24 protein-coding genes are annotated in these 26,626 nt (G+C 59.6%); 11 read left to right on the top strand and 13 right to left on the bottom strand.

Annotation, left to right across the window (positions count from 1 at the left end):
* Positions 1 to 325: 325 nt before the first annotated feature.
* The 3 genes from HNR46_RS13060 to HNR46_RS13050 all read right to left on the bottom strand — a co-directional run bounded on the left by HNR46_RS13060 (position 326) and on the right by HNR46_RS13050 (position 2,328).
* A complete protein-coding gene (locus HNR46_RS13060; protein WP_184019503.1) occupies positions 326 to 571 on the bottom strand; it encodes a thioredoxin family protein in 246 nt (81 codons plus the stop codon).
* 20 nt (positions 572 to 591) lie between these two features.
* A complete protein-coding gene (locus tag HNR46_RS13055; RefSeq protein ID WP_184019501.1) occupies positions 592 to 1,899 on the bottom strand; it encodes a permease in 1,308 nt (435 codons plus the stop codon).
* 90 nt (positions 1,900 to 1,989) lie between these two features.
* Positions 1,990 to 2,328: an ArsR/SmtB family transcription factor gene (locus HNR46_RS13050; protein WP_184019499.1), complete on the bottom strand. Its 339-nt coding sequence runs from the start codon at positions 2,326 to 2,328 to the stop codon at positions 1,990 to 1,992.
* A 499-nt stretch (positions 2,329 to 2,827) separates the two neighbouring features.
* Between HNR46_RS13050 and HNR46_RS13045 the strand changes: the two genes are divergently transcribed.
* Positions 2,828 to 3,877 (top strand): zinc-binding dehydrogenase, encoded by a 1,050-nt coding sequence (locus HNR46_RS13045; RefSeq protein ID WP_184019497.1) that lies wholly within the window; start codon positions 2,828 to 2,830, stop codon positions 3,875 to 3,877.
* Between the two features lie 80 nt (positions 3,878 to 3,957).
* Positions 3,958 to 5,142, top strand: a complete 1,185-nt coding sequence (locus HNR46_RS13040) for an AraC family transcriptional regulator (RefSeq protein WP_184019495.1) — start codon at positions 3,958 to 3,960, stop codon at positions 5,140 to 5,142.
* A gap of 1 nt (position 5,143) precedes the next feature.
* On the opposite strand, the gene HNR46_RS13035 is transcribed toward HNR46_RS13040, so the two are convergent.
* The gene (locus tag HNR46_RS13035; protein ID WP_184019493.1) at positions 5,144 to 9,250 is read right to left on the bottom strand and encodes a glycosyl hydrolase 115 family protein; all 4,107 of its coding nucleotides are present in this window, start codon (positions 9,248 to 9,250) and stop codon (positions 5,144 to 5,146) included.
* A gap of 168 nt (positions 9,251 to 9,418) precedes the next feature.
* On the opposite strand from HNR46_RS13035, the gene HNR46_RS13030 reads away from it, so the two are divergent.
* From HNR46_RS13030 to HNR46_RS13015, 4 genes are all read left to right on the top strand, one after another.
* Complete coding sequence (locus HNR46_RS13030) at positions 9,419 to 10,384, top strand: biotin--[acetyl-CoA-carboxylase] ligase (protein WP_184019491.1); 966 nt, start codon at positions 9,419 to 9,421, stop codon at positions 10,382 to 10,384.
* Positions 10,385 to 10,509: 125 nt separating this feature from the next.
* Positions 10,510 to 10,941, top strand: a complete 432-nt coding sequence (gene rplM, locus HNR46_RS13025; RefSeq protein ID WP_184019511.1) for a 50S ribosomal protein L13 — start codon at positions 10,510 to 10,512, stop codon at positions 10,939 to 10,941.
* 28 nt (positions 10,942 to 10,969) lie between these two features.
* A complete protein-coding gene (rpsI, locus tag HNR46_RS13020) occupies positions 10,970 to 11,374 on the top strand; it encodes a 30S ribosomal protein S9 (protein WP_184019489.1) in 405 nt (134 codons plus the stop codon).
* An 85-nt stretch (positions 11,375 to 11,459) separates the two neighbouring features.
* Positions 11,460 to 12,221 carry an exodeoxyribonuclease III gene (locus HNR46_RS13015; RefSeq protein WP_184019487.1) on the top strand — a complete coding sequence of 254 codons (762 nt, stop codon included), beginning with the start codon at positions 11,460 to 11,462 and terminating at the stop codon, positions 12,219 to 12,221.
* A 7-nt stretch (positions 12,222 to 12,228) separates the two neighbouring features.
* Here HNR46_RS13015 and HNR46_RS13010 read toward each other — a convergent pair whose 3' ends face one another.
* From HNR46_RS13010 to HNR46_RS12990, 5 genes are read right to left on the bottom strand one after another with little or no spacing between them, the layout of a single operon-like run.
* Complete coding sequence (locus HNR46_RS13010; protein ID WP_246418077.1) at positions 12,229 to 12,837, bottom strand: lysophospholipid acyltransferase family protein; 609 nt, start codon at positions 12,835 to 12,837, stop codon at positions 12,229 to 12,231.
* Positions 12,834 to 13,499 (bottom strand): (d)CMP kinase, encoded by a 666-nt coding sequence (gene cmk, locus HNR46_RS13005; RefSeq protein ID WP_184019485.1) that lies wholly within the window; start codon positions 13,497 to 13,499, stop codon positions 12,834 to 12,836. The genes HNR46_RS13010 and cmk overlap by 4 nt, the downstream gene beginning before the upstream one ends.
* Complete coding sequence (gene aroA, locus HNR46_RS13000; RefSeq protein ID WP_246418076.1) at positions 13,496 to 14,878, bottom strand: 3-phosphoshikimate 1-carboxyvinyltransferase; 1,383 nt, start codon at positions 14,876 to 14,878, stop codon at positions 13,496 to 13,498. Before aroA ends, cmk begins: the two co-directional genes overlap by 4 nt.
* Positions 14,865 to 15,746: a prephenate dehydrogenase gene (locus HNR46_RS12995; protein ID WP_184019483.1), complete on the bottom strand. Its 882-nt coding sequence runs from the start codon at positions 15,744 to 15,746 to the stop codon at positions 14,865 to 14,867. The genes aroA and HNR46_RS12995 overlap by 14 nt, the downstream gene beginning before the upstream one ends.
* 59 nt (positions 15,747 to 15,805) lie before the next feature.
* Complete coding sequence (locus tag HNR46_RS12990) at positions 15,806 to 16,252, bottom strand: hypothetical protein (protein ID WP_184019481.1); 447 nt, start codon at positions 16,250 to 16,252, stop codon at positions 15,806 to 15,808.
* Between the two features lie 132 nt (positions 16,253 to 16,384).
* On the opposite strand from HNR46_RS12990, the gene HNR46_RS12985 reads away from it, so the two are divergent.
* Together HNR46_RS12985 and HNR46_RS12980 are read left to right on the top strand one after the other, a co-directional pair.
* Positions 16,385 to 16,651 carry a S1 domain-containing protein gene (locus HNR46_RS12985; RefSeq protein WP_184019480.1) on the top strand — a complete coding sequence of 89 codons (267 nt, stop codon included), beginning with the start codon at positions 16,385 to 16,387 and terminating at the stop codon, positions 16,649 to 16,651.
* 292 nt (positions 16,652 to 16,943) lie between these two features.
* Complete coding sequence (locus HNR46_RS12980; RefSeq protein WP_184019478.1) at positions 16,944 to 20,396, top strand: pyruvate carboxylase; 3,453 nt, start codon at positions 16,944 to 16,946, stop codon at positions 20,394 to 20,396.
* 76 nt (positions 20,397 to 20,472) lie between these two features.
* Here HNR46_RS12980 and HNR46_RS12975 read toward each other — a convergent pair whose 3' ends face one another.
* Genes HNR46_RS12975 through proB form a run of 4 tightly spaced genes read right to left on the bottom strand, consistent with a single transcriptional unit; the run spans position 20,473 to position 24,438 of the window.
* Positions 20,473 to 21,462, bottom strand: coding sequence for a hypothetical protein (locus tag HNR46_RS12975; protein WP_184019476.1), 990 nt, complete (start codon positions 21,460 to 21,462; stop codon positions 20,473 to 20,475).
* A complete protein-coding gene (locus tag HNR46_RS12970; RefSeq protein WP_184019474.1) occupies positions 21,459 to 22,364 on the bottom strand; it encodes an ABC transporter ATP-binding protein in 906 nt (301 codons plus the stop codon). The genes HNR46_RS12975 and HNR46_RS12970 overlap by 4 nt, the downstream gene beginning before the upstream one ends.
* 53 nt (positions 22,365 to 22,417) lie before the next feature.
* Positions 22,418 to 23,677 carry a glutamate-5-semialdehyde dehydrogenase gene (locus HNR46_RS12965; RefSeq protein WP_184019472.1) on the bottom strand — a complete coding sequence of 420 codons (1,260 nt, stop codon included), beginning with the start codon at positions 23,675 to 23,677 and terminating at the stop codon, positions 22,418 to 22,420.
* Positions 23,674 to 24,438 (bottom strand): glutamate 5-kinase, encoded by a 765-nt coding sequence (gene proB / locus HNR46_RS12960; protein WP_184019470.1) that lies wholly within the window; start codon positions 24,436 to 24,438, stop codon positions 23,674 to 23,676. The genes HNR46_RS12965 and proB overlap by 4 nt, the downstream gene beginning before the upstream one ends.
* A 128-nt stretch (positions 24,439 to 24,566) precedes the next feature.
* On the opposite strand from proB, the gene hisI reads away from it, so the two are divergent.
* The 3 genes from hisI to HNR46_RS12945 all read left to right on the top strand — a co-directional run bounded on the left by hisI (position 24,567) and on the right by HNR46_RS12945 (position 26,585).
* Positions 24,567 to 25,001, top strand: a complete 435-nt coding sequence (gene hisI / locus HNR46_RS12955) for a phosphoribosyl-AMP cyclohydrolase (RefSeq protein ID WP_184019468.1) — start codon at positions 24,567 to 24,569, stop codon at positions 24,999 to 25,001.
* Between the two features lie 164 nt (positions 25,002 to 25,165).
* Positions 25,166 to 25,510, top strand: coding sequence for a 50S ribosomal protein L19 (rplS, locus tag HNR46_RS12950; RefSeq protein WP_184019466.1), 345 nt, complete (start codon positions 25,166 to 25,168; stop codon positions 25,508 to 25,510).
* A 64-nt stretch (positions 25,511 to 25,574) separates the two neighbouring features.
* Positions 25,575 to 26,585, top strand: a complete 1,011-nt coding sequence (locus tag HNR46_RS12945; protein ID WP_184019464.1) for a hypothetical protein — start codon at positions 25,575 to 25,577, stop codon at positions 26,583 to 26,585.
* Positions 26,586 to 26,626 lie beyond the last annotated feature (41 nt).

The following is a 26,626-nucleotide window of genomic DNA, read 5'->3' as shown; positions in this document are numbered from 1 at the left end:
CTCTCGCGAACGTAGGGGGGAGATTCGCGGGAAGCATGGATTTGTCTGGTTATCAGACGCTTACCCCGAATCAAAAATCCGGTCAACCTGGAAAGATGTCGTAACTCATTGAAATGAAGTTCTTCCCCAAGAAATCAAGGAAATGAGCCCTCTGCGATCTTGCTCCCCGGAGAACCGATCCTCGCCGACGCCCCTGTCAAATTTCACGGGCACCCTAAGGAAAATTTGCCTCCAGCAGAGCGCTCCCTCTCTGATGGAAGGAGGAGCATTCATGAACTTGGAAGCGACCCACAAAAGAGAAGTGCCCCTGCCTCAAGAGTTCATCTCATGATGTCTCCATTCCCATCAGGGTTTGCAGTTCTGCTAGAGTCGGCACCTTGCCGGACACCTTGAGTTCACCATCGATGACCAGCGCCGGGGTGATCATCACGCCGTAGTTGGCAAATTCGAGTAGGTCGGTCACCTTCTCGATCTCGTAGGCTATCCCGCAGGCCTCCGCAGCGGCGCGAGTGGCCTCGGTAAGTTGCTGGCATCGAGCACAGCCGGATCCGAGGATCGTCAATTTTTTCATGATGTGTTCGGTCGTTGGATTCAGTGAGTGAGAAGCGGGCCGACAAGCAGACCTGCGGCCGTGCTGCACACGACCACCAGCCCGACGTAGGTGAGCATCTTGCCTGTGCCGAGGACGGTGCGAATGACGAGCATGTTCGGAAGGCTCAGCGCGGGACCCGCGAGCAACAGCGCCAGGGCGGGGCCTTGGCCCATGCCGCCTCCCTGAAGACCTTCGACGATCGGAATCTCCGTCAGGGTGGCAAAATACATCAACGAACCCGCCAACGCGGCCGCGAAGGTCGCGATCGGTCCATTGCCGCCGAGAGTGGCCTGGATCCATGCCGAGGGGAGCCAGCCTTCGTGTCCCGGCCTCCCTAGCAGCAATCCGGCGACGAAAACTCCGCTCAGCAGCAAAGGCATGACCTGCTTCATGAAATTCCAGGTCTGGCGCCACCATTCTCCCACTTCCCCCGGCGCACCGGCAGTGATCCAGACGAGCCCGACCCAACCCAGAGCGATGGGGATGAGCGGCTGCCCTGACGAACTCCATGCACCCACCATCACCCCTAAGGCAACCACTGCGAGGCGGCCACGACGAACCTCGAACCCGCTCGCCAACATCCACGCCAAGCCGACCGCCGAGAGCGTCACGATTTTCCACTTCCATTGGAAGAGCGCGGCGAAAAATGGCTGCTCGGAGTCACTCCAATTGGTGAAGACAAGGATCGACGCCTGCGTGGTAAAGAACAAGGCAACCTGCCACAACGGCCGGCTCGAACCCGATTCCGGCACTTGCATGACTTGGCCTCCGCGAAGGCGTTCACTGCGACGGAAGATCCACTGCATGAGCAGACCGATGATCATCGCGAAAACCACCGCACCGATTCCGCGGGCCAGCCCCATTTTGACCCCTAGCACCTTGGCACTCATCACCATGGCCAATGCACTGATGGCCGGGCCGGAATAGAGAAAGGCAGTCGCTGGTCCCAAGCCCGCCCCCATCCGATAAATGCCGGCGAAAAGCGGCAGAACGGTACAGGAACAGACCGCAAGGAAGGTTCCCGAGACTGAGGCCACCGCGTAGGCGGTGGTCCGGTTCGCACTCGCCCCCAGATATTTCGTGACCGAACCCCGGTTCACAAAAACCGCCATCGCCCCGGCAATAAAGAATGCGGGGAGCAAACAGGGCACCACGTGTTCCCGCGCATACCATTGGGTCAGAGCAAGAGCTTCGTCGATCCCCTGATGAAAGCGCGGCGATTCCAGAGGCATCCACCAAATGGCGAAAAAGACGCCGCACAAGCAAGCGGCCCAACGCCATTCGGAAGAGAGGAAAGACGATTTCATGGAATGCAGGAGGAGAAATTAAATTTCCAATTTCGCGAAAATATGAAATAAAGCAGGCGGCTCTATCCATTTTCATGGTGCTTCTCCGGATCATCCGCAGCACCCCACCCGGAGCGAGCGAACCGTCTCGCCGGCTTCAACACGTTCCAAGCACTCGGCAAAGCTCAACACGCAGGGAAAAACGAGACGGTAGAAGATCTGTTGGCCTCGGCGCTCGTCCTCGATGAGACCCGCATGGCGGAGCACGGTCAGATGCCTTGAAGCTGTCGAGAGGCCGCAGCTGGCCGCTCGCGCCAAATCGCACGCACATACCGGCTCACCTGCCAAAGCATGGATCATGGCCATCCGTGTCGGGTGACCGAGCGCCTTGAAAATCTCGGCCTGACGATCGATGACAACTCGATTTGGAGTTCTTGAGGAAGCGCTCATCCCGAGATCTTCATTTCGCAATTTCGCGAATTTAACAATAAAAATCATCACACACGAAAGGTCTCCTTCCGCCCATTTCTCTCTAGGTGAGGAGTTCTGGCGACTGCAACGAAGAGGAGGACCTCTCCACGATTCTGACCGCGAGGAAAGCCGCTCCGAGACGGACACTGTTGCTCCTCGGGAAGCCATCTGGAACCGCCATGCCCTCGGCCATGCCCCAAGTCACCCAACTGGATCGCGATTCAGGCCTCCCGCTCCCTCTATCCCTTGCCCATGGGGCCATTCTTCGAGAACTCCCGTGATCCGGGACGTCGACCATGCTGTCGCTCAGACCGACAACTGGACGACTTTTTCCGTGGAGCTTCCCACTTGGGTTCGAAGCGTCCCTCCTTACGGAAATTCCCTTTCCCGAAAAATCCTCCCTTGCGCGAGGGCCGATCAGGACGGTCGTTACGCGGCCCCTCCGAAAGGGCCACCTGCTCGAACCATACCTCATCCCATGCCTACCATCACCGCTTTCGCCACAACGGGCGCCGCCGAGGCCCTCGCTTCCTCCACCATTCCACGCCGCGAGACGACCTCTCGCGATGTCAAAATCGAGATCCTTTACTGCGGCGTCTGCCACTCTGACCTCCATTTTGCCCGCAATGAATGGGGTTTCACCCAATATCCCGCTGTTCCCGGCCATGAAATCGTTGGCCGCGTGACGGAGGTCGGAGACGCCGTCACCCGCTTTCAGCCGGGAGACCTTGCAGGCGTGGGTTGTCTCGTCGATGCCGATCTTTCCTGCCCTCACTGCAAAGCAGGCCTTGAGCAATTCTCTCCTTCGATGGTCATGACCTATGGGTCGCACGACAAGCACCTCAATCTCCCTACCTACGGAGGCTACTCTGAAAGCATCGTCGTCGACGAACACTTCGTGCTTCGGATTCCCCAAAACCTCGACCTCGCGGGAGTCGCACCCTTGCTGTGTGCGGGCATCACGACTTACTCTCCGCTCCGCCACTGGAAGGTCGGCCCGGGTCAAAAAGTCGGCATCGTCGGACTCGGAGGATTGGGCCACATGGGCGTAAAATTTGCCCGTGCATTTGGAGCCCACGTTGTGGTGTTCACCACGTCGCCCGCGAAGATTGAGGATGCCCTGCGCCTCGGGGCGCACGAAGTCGTCGTTTCCCGTCATGCTGAAGAGATGGAGGCACACACGGGCACCTTCGATTTCATTTTGGACGCGGTTTCTGCTGATCATGACATCAATGCCTACCTTGCCATGCTCAAAGTCGATGGCAATCTGACGCTCGTAGGCGCCCCGGAAAAGCCCCTACCCGTTGCGTCCTTCGGTCTCATCATGGGGCGAAAATCCCTCTCCGGATCTCTCATCGGTGGACTCGCCGAAACGCAAGAGATGCTCGATTTCTGCGGCGAGCATGGCATCACCGCCGACATCGAAATGATCCGCATGGATGAGATCAATGATGCCTATGAGCGGATGCTCAAAAGTGATGTGAAGTATCGATTCGTCATCGATATGACGACGCTCAAAGAGAGTTAACTCCCAGCAGGTTTTCTGGGGACTTCACCCGATTTCGGTACTTGGCGTGGCGGTCACTGGGGAGAAAATCCCCGCCCGCCATGGCCACCCCGCTTCGCATTGCCCTCGTCTATCCCACCTCTCTCCCCTGGATGGCAGAGGTGATGGATGGCGTCCGCCGCTATGGTCTCCAAAAAGGGGGATGGCATCTTACCACCTGCCCCCCCACCCTCGCGGCCTCTGGCGAATCTCCTCGGAACCTTCCCTCGCTCCTTGGCTGGCCAGGGGACGCCGCGATTGCCGCCATTCGTAATGATGAAGATCGCCGTCTAGTTCAGGAACTCGGATTCCCGGTCGTCAACCTCTCCGGCTGGGAGAAAGAGCGCTACGGGATTCCGCGGGTCGGAGTGGACAATCACTTGGCGGGACGCCTCGCAGCCGAGCACCTTCTCGACCGTGGATTTCGTCATTTTGGCTACGTCGGGTGGGAGGATGTTCACTACTCGCAGGAACGACTCGCAGGATTTCAGGAACGCCTTGGGCACCACAGCGAGGATCTCCATGTGCATCTCGAACCTGCGGAAAGTGCTCGGGAAGTCCGGCTGATAGAAGAACTCCAAACCCTCGCCACTTGGCTTCAATCTCTTCCTCTTCCCTGTGCCATTTTCGCGGTGCATGACTACCGCGCCCAGCGAGTCATGGAAGCCTGCGCCTTTGCAGGGCTTCGAGTCCCCAAAGACCTCGCGATCATCGGCATGGACAATGACTTGCTCGCCTGCGAGCACAGCACTCCCACTCTCACCAGTGTCTGCCGCGATTCCGGCAGAATCGGCTGGGAGGCGGCCGCTCTCATCGATCGCATGATGCAGGGAGAGGATCTCAGCTCCGCCGATCTTCAGATTGCCCCCCTTGGCATTGTCGAGCGTCAAAGCACCGATCTTTTCCACCATCCAGACGAAATCATCCAACTCGCGGTCGCCTTCATGCTGCGCCACCTCAAAGACCGCCCGAAAATGGATGCCGTGGCCCGTCATGCGGGAGTTTCCAGACGCACCTTGGAGATGCGCTTCAAGGCCCTCACGGGGCAATCTCCCCATCAATTTCTCACGGCAGCCCGCATCTCTCACGCTTGCAAGCAACTGCAGCGAGCCTGCCCCCCTTCTCTGCGGCAGCTTGCCAAAGACTGCGGATTCTCCAGCTACCCCGCCTTCGTCCACGCGTTTCACTCCCACTCCGGGCAAACTCCCAGCCAATACCGGGATCAACTTTCCCTCAGTTCCAGCTGAATCATCGCCGCAAAGCCGAGGCCGCTGCGCCATCCGCTTCCACTCGAAAAAACATCGTCGGTTCTTCGCTCGGGCACTCAAATACCAGCCACTCCGGCACATCCCATGATCCAAGCCCGGGACGGACGTCGCCCGTCGCCATCCAATCCCCTGCAGCGAGGCTGGGACTTTTCTGGAGGCCGTAGTGATGCCCATCGAATCCCGGGACACTCAAATAGAACGCACCGTTTTCCCACCAAGGAATGCCGGTTCTCCATTGGCTGCTTTCCAACGATCTGCCAAAGTCCGAAAGATCGAGAGGACCTGCTCCCTCTGGAGCCTCCCAGGTCATCGAATCCCAGAGGCCAAAATTCGACAGATTACCTCCCACCGAAAACGCGACCTCGCCGATCACACGCAAGGTCCCGAAATTGATCACATCCCCAGCCACCGTGGTCTCTCCTCCACGGATCACCAAAGTTCCTCGGTTCAAAATACGTCGATACTTTCGAACGCCGTCCCCAAGCTCCCAGGTTTCCCCGGCCTCCACAACGAGGTCGTCCCATCCTTGGATCGATGTTTCCCTCAATCCCGCATAGGTGGTCGGCCCCGGTGCCGTAAAAATTGTGGCCCGATCCACCACGAGCCCCGGGTCCACCATGCGAATCTCCAAACGATGACGCCCGACAGCGAGATCGTGGAGCGAGGCTCCTACCACCGATGACCGGAGAACGGAACGGGACCAAGTATTGCCGCTCCCCGACTCTCCTGACAAGGCCACCACTGTGGGACTTCCCCCATCGAATGCGACCGCATATCGCCTCCCCCGGTCACGATTGAGAGAAAGTGCCGGGACAAAAGCCACCTCAACTCGATGCTGCCCCGCCGTTCGAAGCTCAAACTCGAATTCGAGACAGGGCGCATCGTTCAGAATCGCCTCCTGGGTTTCCAAGCTCGGAGCATCCGTCGGCTGCACGATCAGCGCTCCCTTTCCCGACCCAAGGTCCGGCACCTCGATCCACTCGGCAATCGCGCCCGGCACCTTTCGCGTGGCATCCTCTGCCTCCATCACCACGGCCCCGTTCTCCTCAATAAAATCCACTTCCGGTCGCGGCTGGGGATTCCAAACGGTCACCGGAACTTCGATCACATCGTCCCCTTGGTGGACCCGAAGAACGGAACTCAAGGTCTCCACAGCCTCTGGGAGCCCCGCCTCCTCAAGAGAAACCCATAGCCTCTCCTCGGTTTCCAAGACTCCCTCCGTCTTGGTGACTTTAAGCCATGGTACCGGCACCTCCACCGACCACGGCAGTGGCGTGGATTCCGTGTTGATCAGATCCACAAAGATTCTCCGATGGGTGAGTGGATTGAGCTCCGGCAATCGAAACTCGGCAAACCTGCGGTCTTCTCCAAGTTCCTGAACCGTCGAAGCATTCGAAACCTGAATCGAAGAAAATGCCGCTCCATCCTCTCGCTGATGCACCACAAGAGCATGCGAACCCGCAGTCAATTCCACGGTTTTCCATGTCTGCCATCGCCAACCCACAGGATCTCCCACTCCCAGATTGTTCCACACCTCAGGAACGGACCCATCGAGGGAAAGAAACCAAGAATCATCGTTAGGCGTCGGCGTCCTCACTTCGAAGCGGATCGCATACCGCCCCGCCTCCATGATCTGAAAAGAGTAGCTCGCACGGCCTCCCGCGCCCGCACTGGCAACGCCATCTGCCCCCGCAGTCCACAAGCAACGCCGCCCATCGAGGTGGGCCTCCTGCATGGGCGCAACGATGGCATCCGCATCGTCCACCGCATGCAGCTCTACCCCTGAGACATCCCCCTCTCCCATGCGGGTAAAGACTGGCTTCAGGCGCCCTTCCACCGCCACGCCCAAGCCCCGTTCCTGCGGTCCGGGATCTTGGGGCAGAGCAGGCATCCGGAACACCTCTAGTCCGCGCGGTTGGGAATCCATCATTTCGTTCCATTTTCCTCCCGCCACCTGCGTGTTGTAGACCGTCGTTTCCGCGGCAATATCATCCCAGGCCGCAGCGGAAGCCGCTCCATGGTCCGCCACGGTTGGCCGTTTTTGTGAAATTGCCCGATACGCCCGCGCAGCATGGAAAAACTTCCGTGCCATCGCCTCCGAGGCTCGGACCGGGTAGCCGACCAACTCAGCATAGGCGTCGCGGAGCTCACGGGGCAAAGTTTGCTCGATCGCTTGCTGACGCTCCTTCATCTCTGAAAAAGCTGCCTGTCGCCGCCCCCACTCATCCCCTTCATGGACTTGGCTGAACAACGAGTACGCATTGCCTTCGGCAGGCGCCGAACTCCCCGGATCGCGATCTCTCCAGTCCATGTGTTCGGGTTTGCGCAGATGATGAAGATGAAAATAGTCGTTCATCAGCGAGGCTATCGCTCCCGCCCGCGAGGGCTCAAATTCCCGTGCCGCCCATTCCCGCAACCATGCTCGTTGCGCATCCGGACCATACGACGTCACCCGCCACGCCAACCGCAATGAGAACTCCATCGAAATTTCGGCCGGTTTGATATCGCCAACATTGAAAACCCACAGCCGTCGCGCGTCGTTCTCAAACGCCTTGGTCATTTCCTCCCAAATCAAGGACGGGGGAATCGTCGACAACCACAGATAGTCCTGGGGAGCGCCCCAATAGGACAGATGATAATAGACCCCTGAACCTCCACTCCTCAGCTGCTCGGCCTCGCTCGAGAGCCTGCGGATATAGCCGTGATTGTCGTCCGGCCACACCAGGGTCACGTCATCCGGAACCTCGACTTCACCGCTGTCGTAGATGCTTAAGACCTCTTTGTAGGGAACAAATATCTGCGGCACCTGAGCCACATTCGCGTTCACACGGGTCTCCAGAATTCCCCTTTGAGCAGAGAAAATGGTATTCAACCACTCGGCTTTCTCAGCGATCGTCGATCCCTCGACCATCCCCGAATCATGGATACCCCGCTTCCCCACGGTGTAGACATTTTCAAAGGGCCCAGCTTCTTCTGCGCGTCGATCCCAATACCGATCAATCGTCTCGGCATTGTTGGCATAGCTCCAATCGTCCGAGGCGCCTTCTTCCGTCACGAAGCGCTCCCACTCATCCACATTGTTGCGCAACATGGGCTCCGCATGCGAACTCCCCATGACAATCGCGTAGTCATCCGCCACCTGCTTGTTCTCCGGATAAAAATGGAAGGCTTTGGTGCTGGGATGCATGCCCGGCCAGCAGAGATTGGCTCGCAAGCGCAGCAGTAGCTCGAAAATCTTGGCGTAACTCTTGGGTCCCAGATCTTTCGCCTCTCCCGGACCGGACTCGTAATTCTTCTCTGCCCACTCCTGCAGACCCCAATCCTCATCGTTGATGAAGATCCCACGAAATCTCACGCTCGGCGGAGAGGAATCCAGCGGCAGACCTGCCAGATGCACGGCCTTCAACGAAGGAGGCGGCACGTCGGCCCACCAAGTCCATGGCGATACTCCCATCGATTCGCTGACGGCTCCCACGCCATAGGCCGTCCCTCTGCGATCACTTCCCACAATCACCAATGCTTCCGGCACCCCAGGAAGCGGATCCGACACGACGACCATCCGGTAGCACTCCCAATTGCCCTGAATCGAGCCAACATCGAGTTTCCCACGGTCCACCAAGGATTCGATCCATGCACTCCGTCCCCAGGTGCCCACCAGCACGATTGGGCCCTCCAAAGGCTCCTCGCCCGTCGTCACCTCGGGTCGCACCCCGGTCACGGCCTCCAGATCCCCCGCCAACAAATTCACTGCTTTCCCCACCACCGTGGCGTCTTGAGGATCCCACACCAAAGGAACCGCTCTCCCGCCTGCCACCAGGGTGAACCCTCCCACCACGGGAGCGTCGACCCGCTCGGGCAGTGAGCGCGGATTGGCCGTATCGGCCAACGGATGACTCTTCGCATCGTCAGGACGGGTTCCCGCCGCCAACTCCACCCCATCGCCGTAGCCATCAAAATCCCGGTCAGTTGTCGACTCCGTCGCCGCTTGAATCCCACCGCCCAAAAGGAACACCCCTCCCACAATTCCTAGCCAGCCTCCAGGGAATCGTCTCCACCCCGTCATCCGTTTCCGAATCGATCGGATCATCCCTCCGGCGACTCCATGCGATCCCTCAAACTTTAGAAAACCCACCATGCCCCATCAGACAACACCCTGACCCCAAAGCACGACAACCCCGCCCTTGCGCAGTATTGATTCATTTTTGCGCAGCGACTTCCCCCTGTTCCAGTTTCCAAGATTCGTCATGTTCGCCCCATGCAATGGCTCACGGATGCCCCCGACGACTTTCTCGCGATATTTGGCGGCGAGAGTGGGAGCGATTCCTCACAGCCACTTCCCCATCACCCCTCTCTGCCCCTTCTCCTCCCTCGCCGCACCTTTACGGCCAGAGAATCGTCCATCGACCTACCGCCAGACGGATGGTTCATTCACCGATCACAGGCCCCCCACTCGATGTATGACGCCCTGCGCCAAACTCTCGCCGACGGCGGCGTACTTCCGGACACAACCGTCGTGCTCACCGAGGAAGGAAGCGGCTTTCGCGGCCATCACGACCGTCGCTGGGCCGCGCTCCGCGGAAATCTTCATCTCAGCGTGCTGATCCGGCGGCCTCTTCCCATCGCCACCACCGGTGCCGGACTCTCCATGCTTCCCGCCGTCGTTGTCGCCGATTGGTTGCAGGAGATCCTCCCTTCTTCCGTCAAGCCCGGGATCAAATGGGTCAACGACATCACCCTCAGAGGCCGCAAAATCGGAGGAGTTCTTGCCTCCAGCTCCATTCGAGGGTCGACCTTCCACGATTGCCTCTTGGGCATCGGCCTCAATCTTCAGGTGGCTCCCGAGATCGACGCTGATGTTTTCGTTCCCGGCACCACCTGCCTCGGCGATTGGACCCCTGCACCGCCCTTGTCCCAGGTGGCTCTAGAGCTCCTGCGGCGGCTTCTCCGAACCTTCGACCGGCTGGCCTCCGAGGGTGGTGGCTTCCTACTCGATCGCTATCGAGCCCACGCCTGCGGAATCGGAGAATCTGTCCGCGTTTGGCAGGATCTGCCGAGTCCTCCCCTTAATCGTCCGCCCCTCGCCTGCGGCGTCTTGGAAGCCATCCATCCCGACCTCAGCCTGCAAATCACCGGGCAGGCTCGACCCATTCACCATGGCCGCATGGCCCTTGAGTCCGACATCCAAAGCTGGCTCCAGCAGGCAAATCCCCCAAAAACCTGAAAATTCCCGCCTCCCGTCCCGGATTTCCGATTGACACCCTCCGGGGTGCTCCATAGCTTGCCCGCCCTTCCGCGCCCAGGTGCTCGCGCAGCCCGGACCGACCCGTGGAAATCAACGCCAACGACATGAAGACCTTTTCCGCCAAACCAACCGACGTCGAACGCAAGTGGTATGTGATCGACGCCGAAAACAAAGTCCTCGGCCAAGTCGCCGTCGAGGCGGCCCGCCTCCTGCGCGGCAAGCACAAGGCCATTTTCACCCCGCACATCGACACGGGTGACTTCGTGATCGTGATCAATGCCGACAAGGTGCGCCTGACCGGCAACAAGGAGCGCGAAAAAATTTACACCCGCTTCACCGGTTACGTCGGCGGCCAGAAGGTGGAAACTCCCCGCATGGTCCGCAAGCGCCGCCCGGTGCTTCTCGTCGAACGCGCCGTCTGGGGCATGCTTCCCAAGGGCCCGCTCGGTCGCGCCCAGTATGGCAAGCTCAAGGTTTATGCCGGTGACACTCACCCGCACGAAGCCCAGCAGCCGGAGACCTACGAAGTCGCCTGAGCCCCACCCACGACTCCCTGATTTGATCATGAGCGCAGCAGCAGCCACTCCCGTTCTCGCCGCCACCGGCCGTCGCAAGACCGCCGTTGCCCGCGTCCGCCTCACCGAAGGCTCCGGCACCATCACCATCAATGGTCGCCCCTTCGAAGAATACCTCCCGACCCTGCAACTTCAGAACACCGTTCTGGCTCCGCTGCAGACCGTCAACTCCGTCAACCGCTTCGACCTCAACGTCGTGGTGAAGGGAGGCGGCACCAATGCTCAGGCTTCCGCGATTCGCCTTGGCATCGCCCGCGCTCTCACGATCTCCGATGGCGAGCTCCGCAAGGAACTCAAGCCTCACGGTTTCCTGCGCCGCGATCCCCGCATGAAAGAGCGGAAGAAAGCCGGTCGCCCAGGTGCCCGTAAGCGCTTCCAGTTCTCCAAGCGTTGATCCCAAGGGACAAACCTTTCAAAAAGACCGCGCGCCATCCCGGCCGCGGTCTTTTTCTTTTCCACCCAAGGACTCTCCATTCCGCATGAAACTTCTTTCCTGGAACGTCAACGGCATCCGCGCCTGCCTCAACAAGGGCCTGCCCGATCTCCTCACCTCCGAACAGCCTGATATCCTCTGCCTCCAGGAGACCAAAGCTCGTGCCGAACAGGTTGAGCTTCCCCTCGAATTCGCCGGCTACCACGCCCACTGGAACTCCGCCGTGAAACCCGGCTACTCCGGTGTGGCCGTCTTCTCGCGTCTCGCCCCCCTCTCGGTTCGCCATGGCATCGGCATGGAGGAACACGACCAGGAAGGCCGCGTCCTGACCCTCGAATTCCCGGATTTCCATCTGGTCAATGTCTACACCCCCAATGCTCAGAACGAGCTGAAGCGACTCCCCTACCGCATGCTCTGGGATGTTGCATTTCGCGATCACCTTCTCGCCCTCGAAGCCACCGGAAAACCCGTGGTCTTCTGCGGCGATCTGAATGTCGCCCACCAGGAAATCGACCTCGCGCGCCCCAAGGCCAACCGATTCAGCGCCGGATTCTCCGATCAGGAACGCGACGGGTTCAGCCAACTGCTAAAAGCCGGCTACATCGACACCTTCCGCCATTTCTTCCCCGATCAAACGGAAGCCTACACATGGTGGAGCTTCCGCGGCGGGGCTCGCGCCCGCAACGTGGGATGGAGAATCGACTACTTTGGCGTCTCCCCCACGCTCCTCCCTCGCCTCAAAAGCGCCGGCATCCTCGCCGATATCACAGGATCCGATCACTGCCCGGTCAGCCTGGAAATCGAGTGAGAAGCGATCACAGCTCAGCAATCGCCGCCATCAATCGGTCGGCGATTCGCTGATAGGCTTCTTTGTCCTTCGATCCCGCCAAGCCCTCGGCAGCGAGATCGATCGGATCCCCGATCGTCACCTCGATGGTCGCCAACCGAATGCGACCACTTCCCCGCGGCAAAGCTTCACGGGCTCCCCGAATGCGGATCGGCTGAATCGGCACGCCAGCTTTCGCCGCGATCAATCCCACCCCTGGTTGAGCTTCCCCAAGGGCACCATCCAAGGTCCTCGCCCCTTCGGGAAAAACCAACACCCGACGACCCGACTTCAGTTCGCGGATGATCGTCTTCAGACTGCTCATATCCGGCTTTTCCTGGTCCACCGGCACAGCATTCCACTGGCTATACAGCCATTTGAAAAAACCCTTGAAGAGGGTCTTGCGAGCCAGAAAGACCATCTCATCGTGGTACAATCCCCCAATCAAAGGCGGATCCAAAAAGCTCTCGTGATTGGACACCACCAAGACGGGACCTTCCATCAACAACTTGTCGCCATTCCGAAGGCGCAGCCGGAAAAAGGTCTGAAATGCACTCCGGAACAACAACCAACCCGACCAATAAATCCAACGCATCATGGCTCCAATAGGGGAATTTCCAATCCTTGCTCTCGCAGAATGACCAAGGCTTCTTCGACGGCCGATTCCACCGTGTGGCCCGAGTTGTCGAGGACCCGAGCTCCATCCGCCACGCGCAAAGGATCCGTCTGGCGCTGACTGTCGCGGCGGTCGCGGTCGCTCACCGAATCCACCTCACCCGCGGCACAGCGCCGCTCCTGCCGCACGGCAGGATCGGCATCGACGTAAATCTTATAAGGCGTCTCCGGAAACACCGCCGTTCCGATGTCTCTACCTTCCATCACCACATCGGAGTGATCCAGATAGCTCCTCTGGAGCTCCACGAGCTTTCGACGCACTTCCGGCACCGCCGACACCTGCGAAACATGGGCATTCACCTCGGAACTCCGCAGAGCCTCACCCGGATCCACACCATTGATCGTCAGCGTAGAATCCAGCCCATCGACCCCGCAGTCCAAGACCATGTGCTCCAAGGCCTCCGCCACCGCGGCTGGATTCTCTGGGTCCACTCCGGCCTGCATCACCTGCCACGTCACCGCTCGATACATCGCCCCGGAGTTCACCATCACCAAACCCAGGCGCTGCGCCAACTCTCGAGCCAAGGTGCTCTTTCCGGACGCTGCCGGACCATCAATCGCAATCGCAAAATGACCTACCTTCATGCCTGCGGGGCTCGAGTCGGAAGTTGATAATCGGTTTCCTCGGTGGCTTCCCGGCACACCGCAGCCAGATGATGATCAAAACCAGGATAGGAGGTGCGCACGCACTCCGTGTTGAGAATCCGGCTGGGCCCATCGGCAAACAACCCAGCAATCGCGAATGCCATGGCGATCCGATGATCTCCAAAACTATCCATTTCCGCGCCCTTCAACGGCCGACCTCCGACGATTTCCATCCCATCATCGAACTCTTCGACCTGAGCACCCATCGCCCGGAGATTGGTGACCGTAGTCGCCACCCGATCGGTCTCTTTGACCCGCAGTTCACGCGCATGGCGAATTCGAGTGGTTCCCTCTGCCAAGGCAGCAGCGACCGCCAAGACCGGAATTTCATCAATGAGATTCGGGATTTCCTCTGGCAACAAATCCGTGCCCTTCAGATGGGCTCCATGAACCTCAATCTCACCATAGGGCTCCCCTTGGATATCCGCCGCGGGACGGCGGATCACCGTCGCTCCCATCCGCTCAATCGCATCCAGGATCGCCGTGCGAGTCGGATTGAGTCCCACCCGACGAATCACCAACTTCGCTCCCGGGCGCGCAGCAGCAGCAACCACCCAAAAAGCCGCACTCGAAATATCCCCCGGCACATGAAACTCACGCGCCTTCGGCACCTGCCCTCCTTCAAGGGTGATTCTCAAACCCGTTTCGTCCGTTCCGACCTTCACCCCAAACGCCTCAAACATGCGTTCGGTGTGATCTCGCGTCAGCGCGGGCTGAACCACCTCGGTAACCCCCTGACAAAAAAGACCCGCCAGCAAAACCGCACTCTTCACCTGAGCGCTGGCCATCGGCAAAACATAGGAAATCGGCTCCAACTCTCCCGGTGAGATCTTGAGCGGCGCGCAACCTTCTTTCGCCCCAAGAGCCTCAATCCGTGCTCCCATCTCTCCGAGAGGGCGAATGATGCGCCCCATGGGTCGCCCAGACAGCGATGCGTCCCCAAACAATTCGGTGGAGAAATCCTGCCCCGCGAACAAGCCCGCCAGCAGTCGCATTCCAGTTCCTGAATTGCCGCAATCGATCGGCCGAAGCGAAGGCGATAGCTTCATCGAGCGACCCTCGATCTCCATCGCGACGGGACCGAATTCAGGAAGCTCCTCCAAAACCTGGCATTCCACCCCGCACGCCTGCATGGCGCCAAGTGTGTTCACACAGTCCTCGCTCGGCAAAAACCCCGTAATCTTTGACGTCCCCGAGGCCAGCCCCGCGATCATCGCAGCCCGGTGCGACATGCTCTTATCCCCCGGCACCTCTAGGGCGACGTCAAAGGTCCTGATCGGCTTCACCTCGAAATGGCTCATCGTATCAACCGCACTCATTTTGAATCACCGCTCGGCCTGAAGCATGGAGTTCGCTTGCCTCAGTGAGCCAGCGGAGCACCGCTTCATGGTCGCCGGACTCAAGACTGGCAAGTATTTCACCGAGGAAATCCCTCGCCTCCACCAGTGAACGTCCCACCGCCTCGCGGTTCTCCAACAAAATCTCGGCCCACATCCCCGGGTGACCTCCCGCCACTCGAGTGGTGTCACGCAGACCACCGCCCCCGTAGCGAGCATCCTCAGGATTGGCCAAGGCCGCGCGCGCCGTCACTGCCGCCATCACATGGGGCAAATGACTGATCCGCGCCACCACTCGATCGTGCGCCAGGGGATCGATCCACTCCGTCCGGCATCCCAACTCCCGCCAAAAGGTCTCAAGACACTCTCCCTCCCCCGTCTGAGCTCCCTCGCGGCCCGTCAAAAAACACATCGCCCCCTCAAACAAATCCCTCCGGGCCGCCTCCATTCCCTGTTTTTCGCCTCCTGCCATCGGATGACTGCCCACAAATACCCGCCCTCGCTCACGAAGCCGTGGAGCCACCTCCCGGTGCACCACCGCCTTCACACTTCCAACATCCGTCACCAAACAATCTTCCGGCAAGCCTGCCTCCAACATGCGATCCACCAATCCCGGCATCACTCCCACCGGAACACTCAGCACCACCAACTCGACCCCGGCGAGCGTGGCCGCCAAGTCGGTACTGGCCTGCTCCACGCCCAGCTCCTGAGCCAACGCGACCGATGCTTCTCTTCTCGCCCAAAGGCGAACGTCTTTTTCACCCGCCAATCTCAGGGCAAGGGACCCGCCCAGCAGGCCTCCTCCGATCACCGCAATTCTTTCCATCCAATTCACTCTCTTCCCAGACATGCAACAGGCCGGACTTCATGCCCGGCCTGCAACACTTCAAAGCAGAAAATTCTCAGGGCTCAGGGAACTCGGAAATACTTCTTGTCCGAGGCCGGATAAGTGGGGTCCTGAACCAAGGTCCCGCTAGGGATCCCCTTCACGTCGATGATCTTGTTGTTGTAAGGACTGAACACAAATCCCGGCTTACCCGGCACGGCACGCGCCACCCGGGCTCGATTGCGCGGTTCCGGGGTTGCCGGTTCCGGATCCGGCGTCCGGTCAGGGATCACTTCGCGATCCGGCTCGGTCGCTTGGCTCCCACCGCCGTTGGCCTCACGGAGGTCTCGCTCACGCTCCGCCTGAAGTTCACGCTGACGCTCCGCCTCCGTCTTCTGAACACCACCCGCAGGCGGCACATTGCGACCCACGTCCTGAGGCGGCACAGGCGGCTCCTCCACGTAGGGCACGCATGAAGGCGCAAGAACCGCCGCAAGCGCGACAGCGGAAAGGAGTGAAAGTCGTTTCATGGATCGTTCGGGGAGGGAGAGGTTTTCCGTCAAAGCTGGGCCAGTTTCCGTTCAAGTGGTGCTGAGGTCAAGTCACCACAAGTTCACGAATGCACGAGGAGCGACGAGCCCACGGTCGCTTGTCTAAGGTTCTTGTCCACCCGCCTGAACTCCTTCATGGCTGTCGGCATGTACGAAACTCCGGTCCAGGCGGTCGCCCGCATCTCCCAAGTCCTGAAAGAAGGCCTGTTCGAAGTCACCTTACCCAACGGTAAGAAATCCCTCGGCCACCTCTCCAAAGATCTCGCAGCAGATCCCCCCACCCTCACGGAAGGCATGCAAGTCCGAGTGGAACTGACCCCTTTTGATTTCGATTCAGCTCGCATCGCTGAAGTCCTCGCACCTTCACCCAACCCCTAGACTTCCTCGCCCACCTCGTTTCCTGCGTCCGCGCGCCCCTCTGACCAAAGAGGCCCAAAAGGGCAAAAAAGAAGCGGCCCGATCGATTCTCCTCTGGAAAAACCCAAAAACCAAAGGCGTTCTCAATCGGGCCGCTTGCGTTGTCGCGACGCCCGAAAACTACACGACCCCTAGGGATCGTCAATCCTTTTCTGAGGAAAATTGAGATTTTTTTTCATGGTTCGCCCGATCGTGTCTCCTGCCAATTTCCCATTGGCTGAATCCCCCGTCATCCCTTAGCAATCGGCACAACATGAGTTACGATAAGCTTCTTGCTGCCAATCGCGGAGAAATCGCGATCCGGATCTTCCGCGCCGCCAACGAACTGGGTCTGCGCACGGTCTCGATCTACGCCGAAGAAGATCGCTTTTCCCGCCACCGTTTCAAAGCCGACGAAGCCTACCTCCTTGATCGCGAAAAGGGGCCGGTCGGTGCCTACCTCGACGTCGAAGGCATCGTATCGGTTGCGAAGGCGAAAGGCGTCACCCTCATTCACCCCGGATATGGGTTTCTCTCCGAAAACGCAGCCTTCGCCCGGGCCTGTGCGCGGGAAGGAATCACCTTCGTTGGTCCGTCGCCCGATCTGCTCGAAAACATGGGCGACAAAACGGCTGCCCGCGAATTGGCCCAAAAGTTCTCAGTGCCTGTGCTCCCCGGCACGGAAGAGCCCGTGACCGATCCCGCGGAGGCGCTCAAAATTGCACAGGAGATTGGCTTCCCCCTCATCATCAAAGCCGCCTTTGGGGGCGGTGGACGCGGCATGCGCGTGGTCATGGAGGAGAAGCAACTGCTTCCGCTGCTCACCGAAGCCCAAGACGAAGCCGGCAATGCCTTTGGCAATCCAGCCGTGTTCCTCGAACGCTACATTTCTCGAGCCAAACACATCGAGGTTCAAATCCTTGGCGACCAGCACGGCCACGTCGTCCACCTTCACGAACGCGATTGCTCCGTCCAACGCCGCTATCAGAAAGTCGTCGAAGTGGCTCCGTCCATTGACCTCGACCCCATCGTCCGCAAAGAACTCTGTGAGGCCGCCGTGAAGCTCGCCCAAGGCATCGGTTACAACAACGCCGGCACCGTCGAGTTCCTCTACGACATGGACAAAAAGGACTGGTTCTTCATCGAGATGAATCCCCGGATTCAAGTCGAGCACACGGTCACGGAATGCGTCACCGGCATCGATCTCGTCCGCTCCCAAATCCTCGTCGCCAAGGGCCATTCCCTCCACGATGAGGAAATCGCGATTCCTGCCCAGGAAGACATTCCCTGCATCGGCTACGCGATCCAATGCCGAATCACCACCGAAGACCCCGCTCGCAGCTTCGCCCCCGACTACGGCCGCATTCTCAACTACCGCTCCGCCGCCGGCTTTGGCATCCGCCTGGATGCAGGATCCGGAGACGCGGGATCCGTCATCACTCCCTACTACGACTCCATGTTGGTAAAGCTCACCGCCATGGGCCGTAGTTTTCCCATCGCCTGCCAGCGGATGGACCGCGCTCTGCGCGAATTCCGGATCCGTGGGGTCAAAACCAACATTCCCTTCCTGGAGAACGTCATCGCCGATCCCACTTTCCGAGCGGGCGATGCCCACACCAAGCTCATCGACACCAAGCCGGAGCTCTTCCAATTCAAACCCCGTCGAGACCGAGCCACCAAACTGCTCTCATATCTTTCCAACGTGACAGTCAATGGCAACCCCACTGCCAAAGGCTGGAAGCCGGCTTCCCCGATACTTTCTCCTCGCATCCCTCACGTGGAGCCTTCCGGCGGCAACCTCCCCCAAACCCGCCACCTCCTTCACGAACTCGGCCCGGAAAAGTTTGCCCAGTGGATTCTTGATCAAAAGCGGCTGCTCATCACCGACACTTCCATGCGCGATGCGCACCAATCGCTGATGGCTACACGCATGCGGACCCTCGATATGCTGCACATCGCCGAAGCCTATCAAAACGGGCTCCCGGGGATGTTCTCGCTCGAAATGTGGGGTGGGGCCACCTTCGACACTGCCATGCGATTCCTCAAAGAGGATCCATGGGAGCGGCTCCGCCGCCTTCGCGAGAAAATCCCTGGCATCCTCTTCCAGATGCTCTTCCGGGGTTCCAACGCGGTCGGCTACTCCAACTACCCCGACAACGTCGTGGCGGGCTTCGTGAAGCACGCCGCCGACTCCGGAATGGATCTTTTCCGGATCTTCGACTCACTCAACTACCTGCCCAACATGCGCGTGGCCATGGAAGCCGCACGCGAGCACGGCGGAGTCCTGTGCGAAGCCGCCGTCTGCTACACCGGCGATATTCTCGACGCCAAACGCGATAAGTTCTCCCTGAAATACTATCTCTCCAAGGCCAGAGAGCTGGAGAAAATGGGCGCTCACATTCTCGCCATCAAAGACATGGCAGGTCTCTGCAAACCCCAGGCGGCCTATGAATTGGTGCACGCTTTGAAGCAGGAGATCGGCATCCCCATCCACTTTCACACCCACGACACCTCAGGACTCAACGCCGCGTCGGTCATTACCGCGGCACGGGCGGGCGTCGACATCGTCGACCTCGCCACGGCTTCCATGTCGGGCTCCACCTCGCAGCCAAACCTCAACTCCATCGCGGCGGCTCTCGCCAATTCCGAGCGCGATCCCCAACTCGACTTCGACCACCTCAACGAAATCTCGGACTATTGGGAAGAGGTTCTCGCCCAATACGAACCCTTCATTTCCGCCCCCCGTGCCGGCACAGCTGAAGTCTACGAACACGAAATGCCCGGCGGCCAATACACCAACTTGCGCGAGCAAGCCAATGCCATGGGCCTCGGCCACCGCTGGCGGGAAATCTCCCGCACCTACGCCGAGGTCAACCAACTCTTCGGAGACATCGTCAAGGTGACCCCTTCTTCCAAGGTGGTCGGAGACATGGCCATGTTCCTGATCACGCGTGGCATCAAGCCCGCCGATGTTCCCAAGCTCAAACCCGGCTCCATCGACTGGCCGGAAAGCGTCATCGACATGCTTGCCGGTGGCCTCGGCCAACCCGATGGAGGCTTCCCCGAGGACGTGAAGCGAGTCGTCCTTAACCAAAAGCCCTCCACCACCCAGCGCCCCGGTGAACTTGCAGCCCCCGTCGACCTCCACCGCACGCGAGCTGCCTTAAGCGAATCGCTCAAACGGCCCGCTTCCGACGACGACCTCTATTCCCACCTGATGTATCCTCAGGTGTTTGACGACTTCCAAGCTTCCCTCGCCCAATACGACGAGTTGAGCGGCCTTCCGACACCGGCATTTTTCTACGGCCTCAGCTCCGGTGAGGAAATCGAGGTCGAAATCGACCCCGGTAAAACGCTCTTCATCAAACTCGTCTCCATTGGCGAACCCGATTCCGAAGGCCGCCGCACGCTGTTTTATGAGCTCAATGGCATGCCGCGGGAAAGCCTCGTCACCGACGCCTCCCTTGCCAAATCCACCGGCCCAGCACGCCTCAAGGGCGATCCAGACGATACCAGCCAAGCGTGCGCACCGATGCCCGGGATGGTTTCCGAAGTCGCCATCTCACCCGGCCAGGAAGTCGTCGAAGGAGAGAAGCTGATCGTTCTGGAGGCGATGAAAATGCTCACCACCGCCAGCGCTGCCAAGTCAGGGACCATCAAGGAGGTCCTCGTCAAAAAAGGCGACCAAGTCGACAGCGACGACCTGCTCGTGCGCATGGAAGGCTGATTTCTCGCCCGTTAAGGCACGGTGGTGGATCGCCGCCGTGCCCTCCTCACCAGCGAGCTTTCAGATCCAGCGACATTCAAAAATCGCGCCGACAAAAGAGCCAACCGGCATAAGCAACGACCATCAACTCGAAGACTAGTGAGGAACCGATGATCCATTGCGGAGACCCCCTCGTCATGGAGGCATCCACTTCAGTGTCTTTTGCCGGGACCCCGTTGAGAGTCGCCGTCGTCACCTCACTCATCGAGAACTCTCGGTCCCCTTCCAGCCGAACGAACCGTTGGAGAAGATTCACGGTGTCCGTGGTCTTCGGCAGCGAACGATAAGGCAACTCCGCCAAAGCTTGGTAGCGCTTCCACGTCGCCTGCTCCGAAGTCGAGAGCCGCTCTCCACCACTGATGGTGGGGATTTCCCCGCTCTCCGAGGCCGACCAAGCAAAGTCGTCCACGACCTTCGCCATCCAGCAACTCATCCACACCACCATAACCGACAGCAAGGCAGCCATCACGGAACGAGTCTTGATCCCCACGGCCACCATGACGGCCCAAAGATAGGAAAACATCAGCGTGATCAATGGCACCGCCCAAAAGATCGTCGGATTCCAACTCCCCACCCTCCATCGCATCGCCAAAAACACCAGCACACAGAAAGCAGCGGTCTGGATCAACGCGAACAAAAGACCACACACATACTTGTAAGCGAACAACCTCCATCGGGAAATCGGCTTGCTCAGTACCGATCCCGCAGCCCCTTCGGCCATGAACTCAGGAAAAATCGGCGCACAGGTGATCAATGCCAACACCACCGCGACCCACGACAGCCACACGTTCACCAGAAACACCGAGAAAATCGCAAAGTAGAACATCCCCGCCATGGGAGATCCGGCACGGATCGCAGGATGATCAACAGCCACCAATCCAAATCCGACACTGTAGCCGGTAGCGGTGAACCCAATCGATAGATACATCAGCCCAGCGAACAAAGAAATGCCCAGGGTGATCCAAAACAACGAACGACCTCGCAACAGTCGCAACGAATCCACAAAAATGGCGCCAAATTGGGTCATGCTTCCTCCTTCCGGTTGACCGCCTCCAAAAACACCTGCTCCAGCGAGCGGCGGGATTCACGGATTTCACGAATCGACACATTTCGAGCTCTCAGCGCATCAATCACCGGTTGCACCACCTCGGCGGCTTCTCCCCGCACCTCGATCGAGTCTGCTCCCACCAGCCAACCTTCTTTCTCAAACGCCGCTTTCAATTCGAAAGGCAACGGGCCCTGACTACGGACAACGAACGAGACTTCCCGGCGGGTGAGATCTGCAGTCCGCCCACGCTCCACCATCCTCCCCCCACACAAAATCGCCACTTCGTCTGCCACCTGCTCGACCTCATCCAAAAGATGGCTGTTCACGAAAACCGTGCGCCCCTCGGCCTTCATCTCCTCGATCATCCGCCGAATTTCCACCCGGCCTTGCGGATCCACCCCATCCGTCGGTTCGTCGAGAAACACCAACTGCGGATCGTGAATCAACGCCTGGGCAATCCCAATGCGTTGCCTCATGCCTTTCGAATAGTGGCGGTAGACATCATCCGCTCGAGTCGCCATGCCCACCCGCTCCAGCAACATCTCTTCCCGCGCCAAGGCCAGCTTGCGAGCCATTTGGGACAGACCTGCGCTCATCCGCACAATCTGCCGCCCCGTCAGGTAATCAGGAAAGCGGGCATGCTCCGGCAAATAGCCCACCTTCGCCAACGTCGCCCGGTGCCCAATTGGCCGCCCGAGCAATGTCCCCTGGCAGCGCGACGGCCTCACCAAGGTCAGCAGCGACTTCACCAAGGTGCTTTTCCCCGCCCCATTCGGCCCAAGAAGTCCAAAGACTCCACCACTCTTGACCGATAGCGATACCCCGGCCAAAGCCTCAAATCGGCCATAGCGCTTGGCGAGCGATTCAATTTCGATGGCCATTTCGGACACACTCCACCCCTAACGCCCCCACTCTTGAGCGCAATGGTGGAAATTCATCTGACCTGGCCTTCGCCATGAATCCGGTACTGATAGCTGGTCAGCTCGCGCAGCCCCATCGGCCCACGTGCATGCAATTTCTCAGTCGAAATCCCAATTTCAGCTCCGAATCCAAATTCTCCTCCATCGGCAAATCGCGTCGAGGCATTGTGAAAGACACAGGCCGAATCCACCGCCGAGAGAAACTTCGCCGCTGCCGCTCCATCCTGGGTGACGATGCAATCGGAGTGATGAGATCCGTAGGTATTGATATGCGCAATGGCTTCGTCGAGAGAGTCGACCACCTTGACCGACAAAATCAGATCGAGGTATTCCGTCGACCAATCGTCCTCGGTCGCCGGTGCGCATTCGATGAAGGCCTGGGTTCGTTCGCACCCCCGCAGCTCCACACCCTTCTCCTGCAAGGCAGCCGCCACCTTCGGCAAAAAGCTCTCGGCGATCGAAGCATGCACCAGCAAGGTCTCCAGCGCATTGCAGACTCCCGGCTTGTGGGTTTTCGCGTTGACGGTAATGGCCACTCCCATGTCTGGATCCGCAGCTTGATCAACGAACGTGTGGCAAATGCCATCATAGTGTTTGATCACCGGCATCCGAGCTTGTGCCACCACGGTTTCGATCAGACCGCGACCTCCTCGGGGAATGATCACGTCGAGCCACTTGTCCATGCTACACAGGGCGGACACACTGGATCGATCGGTAAACGGAATCAGCTGAATCGCATGGGACGGCAAGCCCGCCGCCTCTCCGGCGCGAGTCAGCACTTCCGCAATCGCTCGATTCGAATGGATCGCTTCCGACCCCCCTCTCAGAATCGTGGCGTTTCCCGTCTTCAGGCAAAGCACGGCGGCATCGCTGGTCACATTCGGACGGCTCTCATAGATGATTCCGATGGTTCCGATCGGCACCCGGACCTGCTCCAAACGAAGCCCATTCGGTCGGCTCCAGCTCTCCATGACTTCCCCCACCGGATCGGGCAACTCCGCCACCTCGGCAATGCCAACCGCCATCGCCTCGATGCGCTTTTCATCCAATCGCAAGCGATCCACCATGGCACCGCTGAGTCCTTTCTCGACCGCCGCTTTCAAGTCTTCGGCATTTGCCGCCATCAAGACAGGGGCCGCGGCGCGAATCCCCTCCGCCATGGCGACCAGAATCGTGTTCTTCTCCTCAGTGCTCAGCTGCGACAGCTGATACGATGCTGCACGGGCCTGTCGGGCCAGCAGTTCGATCTCATTTCGGATGTCTTCCTCAGTCATGCCTTGATGGGAAAGCGAGTGGAAATGCCCTTTTCACCGGCGAGGATGCCGGCCAACCGCTCGGGCTTACGGCCGTGGGCGATGTGAACCTCGATGCCTGCTTCCACCGCCCCTCTCACGGCTGAGAGCTTGGTGGCCATGCCGCCGATCGAAAAGCGACCTTTTTCATTCTTCACCAGCGATTCGATCCCGTCCAACTCGGACACCTCGGGAACCAAGGCATGAGTCTCCGGGTTGAGCAATCCGTCGACGCTGGTGAGCAAAATCAGTCGGCTGGCCCCCATCAACCGAGCCACCGCCGCAGAGAGCATGTCATTATCTCCCACTCGAAGCTCCTCCACTGCCACCGAATCATTCTCGTTGATGATCGGCACGATACCGGGCTCGGAAAGCAATCGGTCCAACGTATTGCGCACATTGGCCGCGCGCTCCGGTCGATGCAGGTCATCCCCCGACAGCAACACTTGGGCAACCGACAGGCCGAAATTCCGGAACAGATTCTCGTAGGTGTGCATCAATCGCGCTTGACCCACCGCCGCGCAGGCCTGGCGAGTCGTCAGATCCGAAGGATAACCCTCGAGCCCGAAGGCGGAAACTCCCGCCCCGACAGCTCCCGAGCTGACCAGCAGACACCGATGCCCCTCCTCCAACAGCCCGGCAATCGCCGTCACCAAGCGGACCAGCGATCCGCCGTCGAGCGTTCCATCGCTGACCCGGGTGAGCACTCCGGTGCCGGCCTTGATGACAGTAAGTGGATTCATGCAGTTCTGAAAAAGGGGCGGGAAGGGCCGGCAGGAAACACCCGACCGACCCTTTCCGCCAACGCAAATCTTGGCAGCACAGGCAACTGCGGCTTGCCCCCCACCCTCACCCAGCCTAAACGCCCCGCATGGCCTCATTTGCACCCCGTGGCGATAAGAAGGAGCTCGAGGAAGGAAGCGCCTTTGCTCCAAAATTCGATGCCGACGGCCTGATCCCGGCAATGGCGATCGATGCCGACACTCGCGAGCCGTTGATGCTCGCCTACATGAACGCCGAGTCGCTGCAGTTGACACTCGAAAAGGGCGAAGCCGTCTACTGGTCCCGCAGCCGCCAAGAAATCTGGCACAAGGGAGCGACCTCCGGCCACGTCCAGAAAGTCCGCGAAATCCGGACCGACTGCGATCAGGATGCCATCATCCTCTACGTCAACCAAAGGGGCGAAGGCGCCTGTCACACCGGACGAAGCGGGTGCTTCTACCGCAAGATCGAGCCCAATGGATCCCTCTCGTTCACCGAAGAAGGCCGCAAGTTTGATCCCGATGCCGTCTATGGCAAAAAGTGATCCCAGCCCAAATCCCTCGTCACTGACAAGGTTCACGCAGACTTTGACATCCATCGAAATTCGGTGAATTTCGCGATTGCAAAGACGGGAGAGTTCCTCTAGTTCTCCCGCCCCTCGCGCCGGGCAGGCGCCAGACACCCATTTTCCCAGATAGGAGGACCGCCATGGACATCATCACCAAGATCGAGCAAGAGCAGCTGAAACAAGACGTCGTCAACTTCAACGTCGGTGACAGCGTGAAAGTTCACACCCGCGTGGTGGAAGGTGGCAAAGAGCGTATCCAGATTTTCGCCGGCATCGTGATTGCCAAGCGCGGTTCAGGCGTGAACGCCGCCTTCACGGTCCGTAAGATTTCCTACGGCGAAGGTGTGGAGCGGGTCTTCCCCGTTCACACTCCTCGGATCTCCAAGATCGAAGTCACCTCTCGTGGCAAGGTCCGTCGCGCCAAGCTTCACTACCTCCGCGGCCGCGTTGGTAAGCGCGCCACCGCGGTGAAGAGCGCAAGCTGATCCACGATCCGCCCGTTTCTTTTTTTCAGCGCGCCCACGACATCGCTCGTCGGCGCGCTGATTCATGTACGCCCATCACCCTTCACCGGACGCTCCCGACAATCTGCTTGGCGAGATCGCAGCGCTCGGAAATGCTCCAAACGTGCGCCGCGTTCCCCTCTGGATAGTTTTTCTCCTCTGCATCGCCGTCGTCGCCGGCGTGTGGATCCGTGGCACCTGGGGCCGCGATTTCATGACTCCCCCGAGCCCGGAAGTCATCGCACGGGCGAAAATCAAAGCCACTCAGCAGCTCGCCCGCCCTTCCGATCTTTTCGCACTCCCAGCGACGCCCCCCACAGCTCCCGTCGAAGAGACCACCCCTGAGCCATTCCAATCAGAGCCCCCGCCGCCGCCACCGCCGCCCACGCTTCCGCTCGACCATCTTCCCGAGCCGCTGCCTCAGGACTTTTGGGTCGGCCAATCTCAATACCCTGCCGGCTCCTTCCTCCAAGCAGGTCAAACGCTGGAGGCCGAATCACAAGCCACCGCAGCACTGACCGCCTACGAACGCGTCCTCGACGCCCTAAATCCTAGCGACGAGGAGCTTCGCGCCGCGCTCAAAGGCATGCGGCGAACCCGCGCTTTGATCTCCGTTCCCGAAGAAGCGCCTGCAGGGGCTCCTTTGGTCAAACTCAAGATCCACACCCCTTCCTCCCAGGTCAGCGCCACGCGAAAGGCAGCCCGACTCGCCGCCGAAGCACTTGCTCAAGCCTCCCATCGCCAACTCCGCTTTGAAGCCTGGATCACCCCTGACCGCAAAAAGACCGAGCACCTCACGCTCTCCCTTGAGCGGCCCGGCGAAGAGGAACCGGCCAGTGCCGAAGTCGTCGTGACCGAGGATGTCGATCGCCTACGCCAAGACCTCCTCTCCGCGGCCTTCCGCCTGGTCGCCTCCACTTTGGCACTCGACCCTACCCTCAGACCCATTTCTCAGCCCCCGGAAGGAGAACCCTCCGACGACTCACTTGCGCACCGCATCACTCGCCGAGCTTGGTCCCACTTCGTCCCCCAAGTCACCCACCCGGACGAACCCTGACATTTCCCCCAAGACTCTTCTGGACGGGCACGTTGTGCACG

It is taken from the genome of Haloferula luteola, from assembly GCF_014201715.1.
Taxonomy (GTDB): Bacteria; Verrucomicrobiota; Verrucomicrobiia; order Verrucomicrobiales; family Akkermansiaceae; genus Haloferula; species Haloferula luteola.
This window is presented reverse-complemented; position numbering and strand designations above follow the sequence as displayed.

What these genes read in the sequence shown, in the direction of transcription:
- HNR46_RS12995 (WP_184019483.1), bottom strand. Translation starts at nt 15,746, where the DNA reads ATGTCTGGGAAGAGAGTGAATTGGATGGAAAGAATTGCGGTGATCGGA.
- HNR46_RS13045 (WP_184019497.1), top strand. Translation starts at nt 2,828, where the DNA reads ATGCCTACCATCACCGCTTTCGCCACAACGGGCGCCGCCGAGGCCCTC.
- HNR46_RS12970 (WP_184019474.1), bottom strand. Translation starts at nt 22,364, where the DNA reads ATGGCCATCGAAATTGAATCGCTCGCCAAGCGCTATGGCCGATTTGAG.
- HNR46_RS12945 (WP_184019464.1), top strand. Translation starts at nt 25,575, where the DNA reads ATGTACGCCCATCACCCTTCACCGGACGCTCCCGACAATCTGCTTGGC.
- HNR46_RS12965 (WP_184019472.1), bottom strand. Translation starts at nt 23,677, where the DNA reads ATGACTGAGGAAGACATCCGAAATGAGATCGAACTGCTGGCCCGACAG.
- rplM (WP_184019511.1), top strand. Translation starts at nt 10,510, where the DNA reads ATGAAGACCTTTTCCGCCAAACCAACCGACGTCGAACGCAAGTGGTAT.
- HNR46_RS13030 (WP_184019491.1), top strand. Translation starts at nt 9,419, where the DNA reads ATGCAATGGCTCACGGATGCCCCCGACGACTTTCTCGCGATATTTGGC.
- HNR46_RS12975 (WP_184019476.1), bottom strand. Translation starts at nt 21,462, where the DNA reads ATGACCCAATTTGGCGCCATTTTTGTGGATTCGTTGCGACTGTTGCGA.
- HNR46_RS13035 (WP_184019493.1), bottom strand. Translation starts at nt 9,250, where the DNA reads ATGATCCGATCGATTCGGAAACGGATGACGGGGTGGAGACGATTCCCT.
- HNR46_RS13015 (WP_184019487.1), top strand. Translation starts at nt 11,460, where the DNA reads ATGAAACTTCTTTCCTGGAACGTCAACGGCATCCGCGCCTGCCTCAAC.
- hisI (WP_184019468.1), top strand. Translation starts at nt 24,567, where the DNA reads ATGGCCTCATTTGCACCCCGTGGCGATAAGAAGGAGCTCGAGGAAGGA.
- HNR46_RS13055 (WP_184019501.1), bottom strand. Translation starts at nt 1,899, where the DNA reads ATGAAATCGTCTTTCCTCTCTTCCGAATGGCGTTGGGCCGCTTGCTTG.
- HNR46_RS13010 (WP_246418077.1), bottom strand. Translation starts at nt 12,837, where the DNA reads ATGATGCGTTGGATTTATTGGTCGGGTTGGTTGTTGTTCCGGAGTGCA.
- HNR46_RS13050 (WP_184019499.1), bottom strand. Translation starts at nt 2,328, where the DNA reads ATGAGCGCTTCCTCAAGAACTCCAAATCGAGTTGTCATCGATCGTCAG.
- aroA (WP_246418076.1), bottom strand. Translation starts at nt 14,878, where the DNA reads ATGAGTGCGGTTGATACGATGAGCCATTTCGAGGTGAAGCCGATCAGG.
- HNR46_RS13060 (WP_184019503.1), bottom strand. Translation starts at nt 571, where the DNA reads ATGAAAAAATTGACGATCCTCGGATCCGGCTGTGCTCGATGCCAGCAA.
- HNR46_RS12990 (WP_184019481.1), bottom strand. Translation starts at nt 16,252, where the DNA reads ATGAAACGACTTTCACTCCTTTCCGCTGTCGCGCTTGCGGCGGTTCTT.
- cmk (WP_184019485.1), bottom strand. Translation starts at nt 13,499, where the DNA reads ATGAAGGTAGGTCATTTTGCGATTGCGATTGATGGTCCGGCAGCGTCC.
- rplS (WP_184019466.1), top strand. Translation starts at nt 25,166, where the DNA reads ATGGACATCATCACCAAGATCGAGCAAGAGCAGCTGAAACAAGACGTC.
- rpsI (WP_184019489.1), top strand. Translation starts at nt 10,970, where the DNA reads ATGAGCGCAGCAGCAGCCACTCCCGTTCTCGCCGCCACCGGCCGTCGC.
- proB (WP_184019470.1), bottom strand. Translation starts at nt 24,438, where the DNA reads ATGAATCCACTTACTGTCATCAAGGCCGGCACCGGAGTGCTCACCCGG.
- HNR46_RS12980 (WP_184019478.1), top strand. Translation starts at nt 16,944, where the DNA reads ATGAGTTACGATAAGCTTCTTGCTGCCAATCGCGGAGAAATCGCGATC.
- HNR46_RS13040 (WP_184019495.1), top strand. Translation starts at nt 3,958, where the DNA reads ATGGCCACCCCGCTTCGCATTGCCCTCGTCTATCCCACCTCTCTCCCC.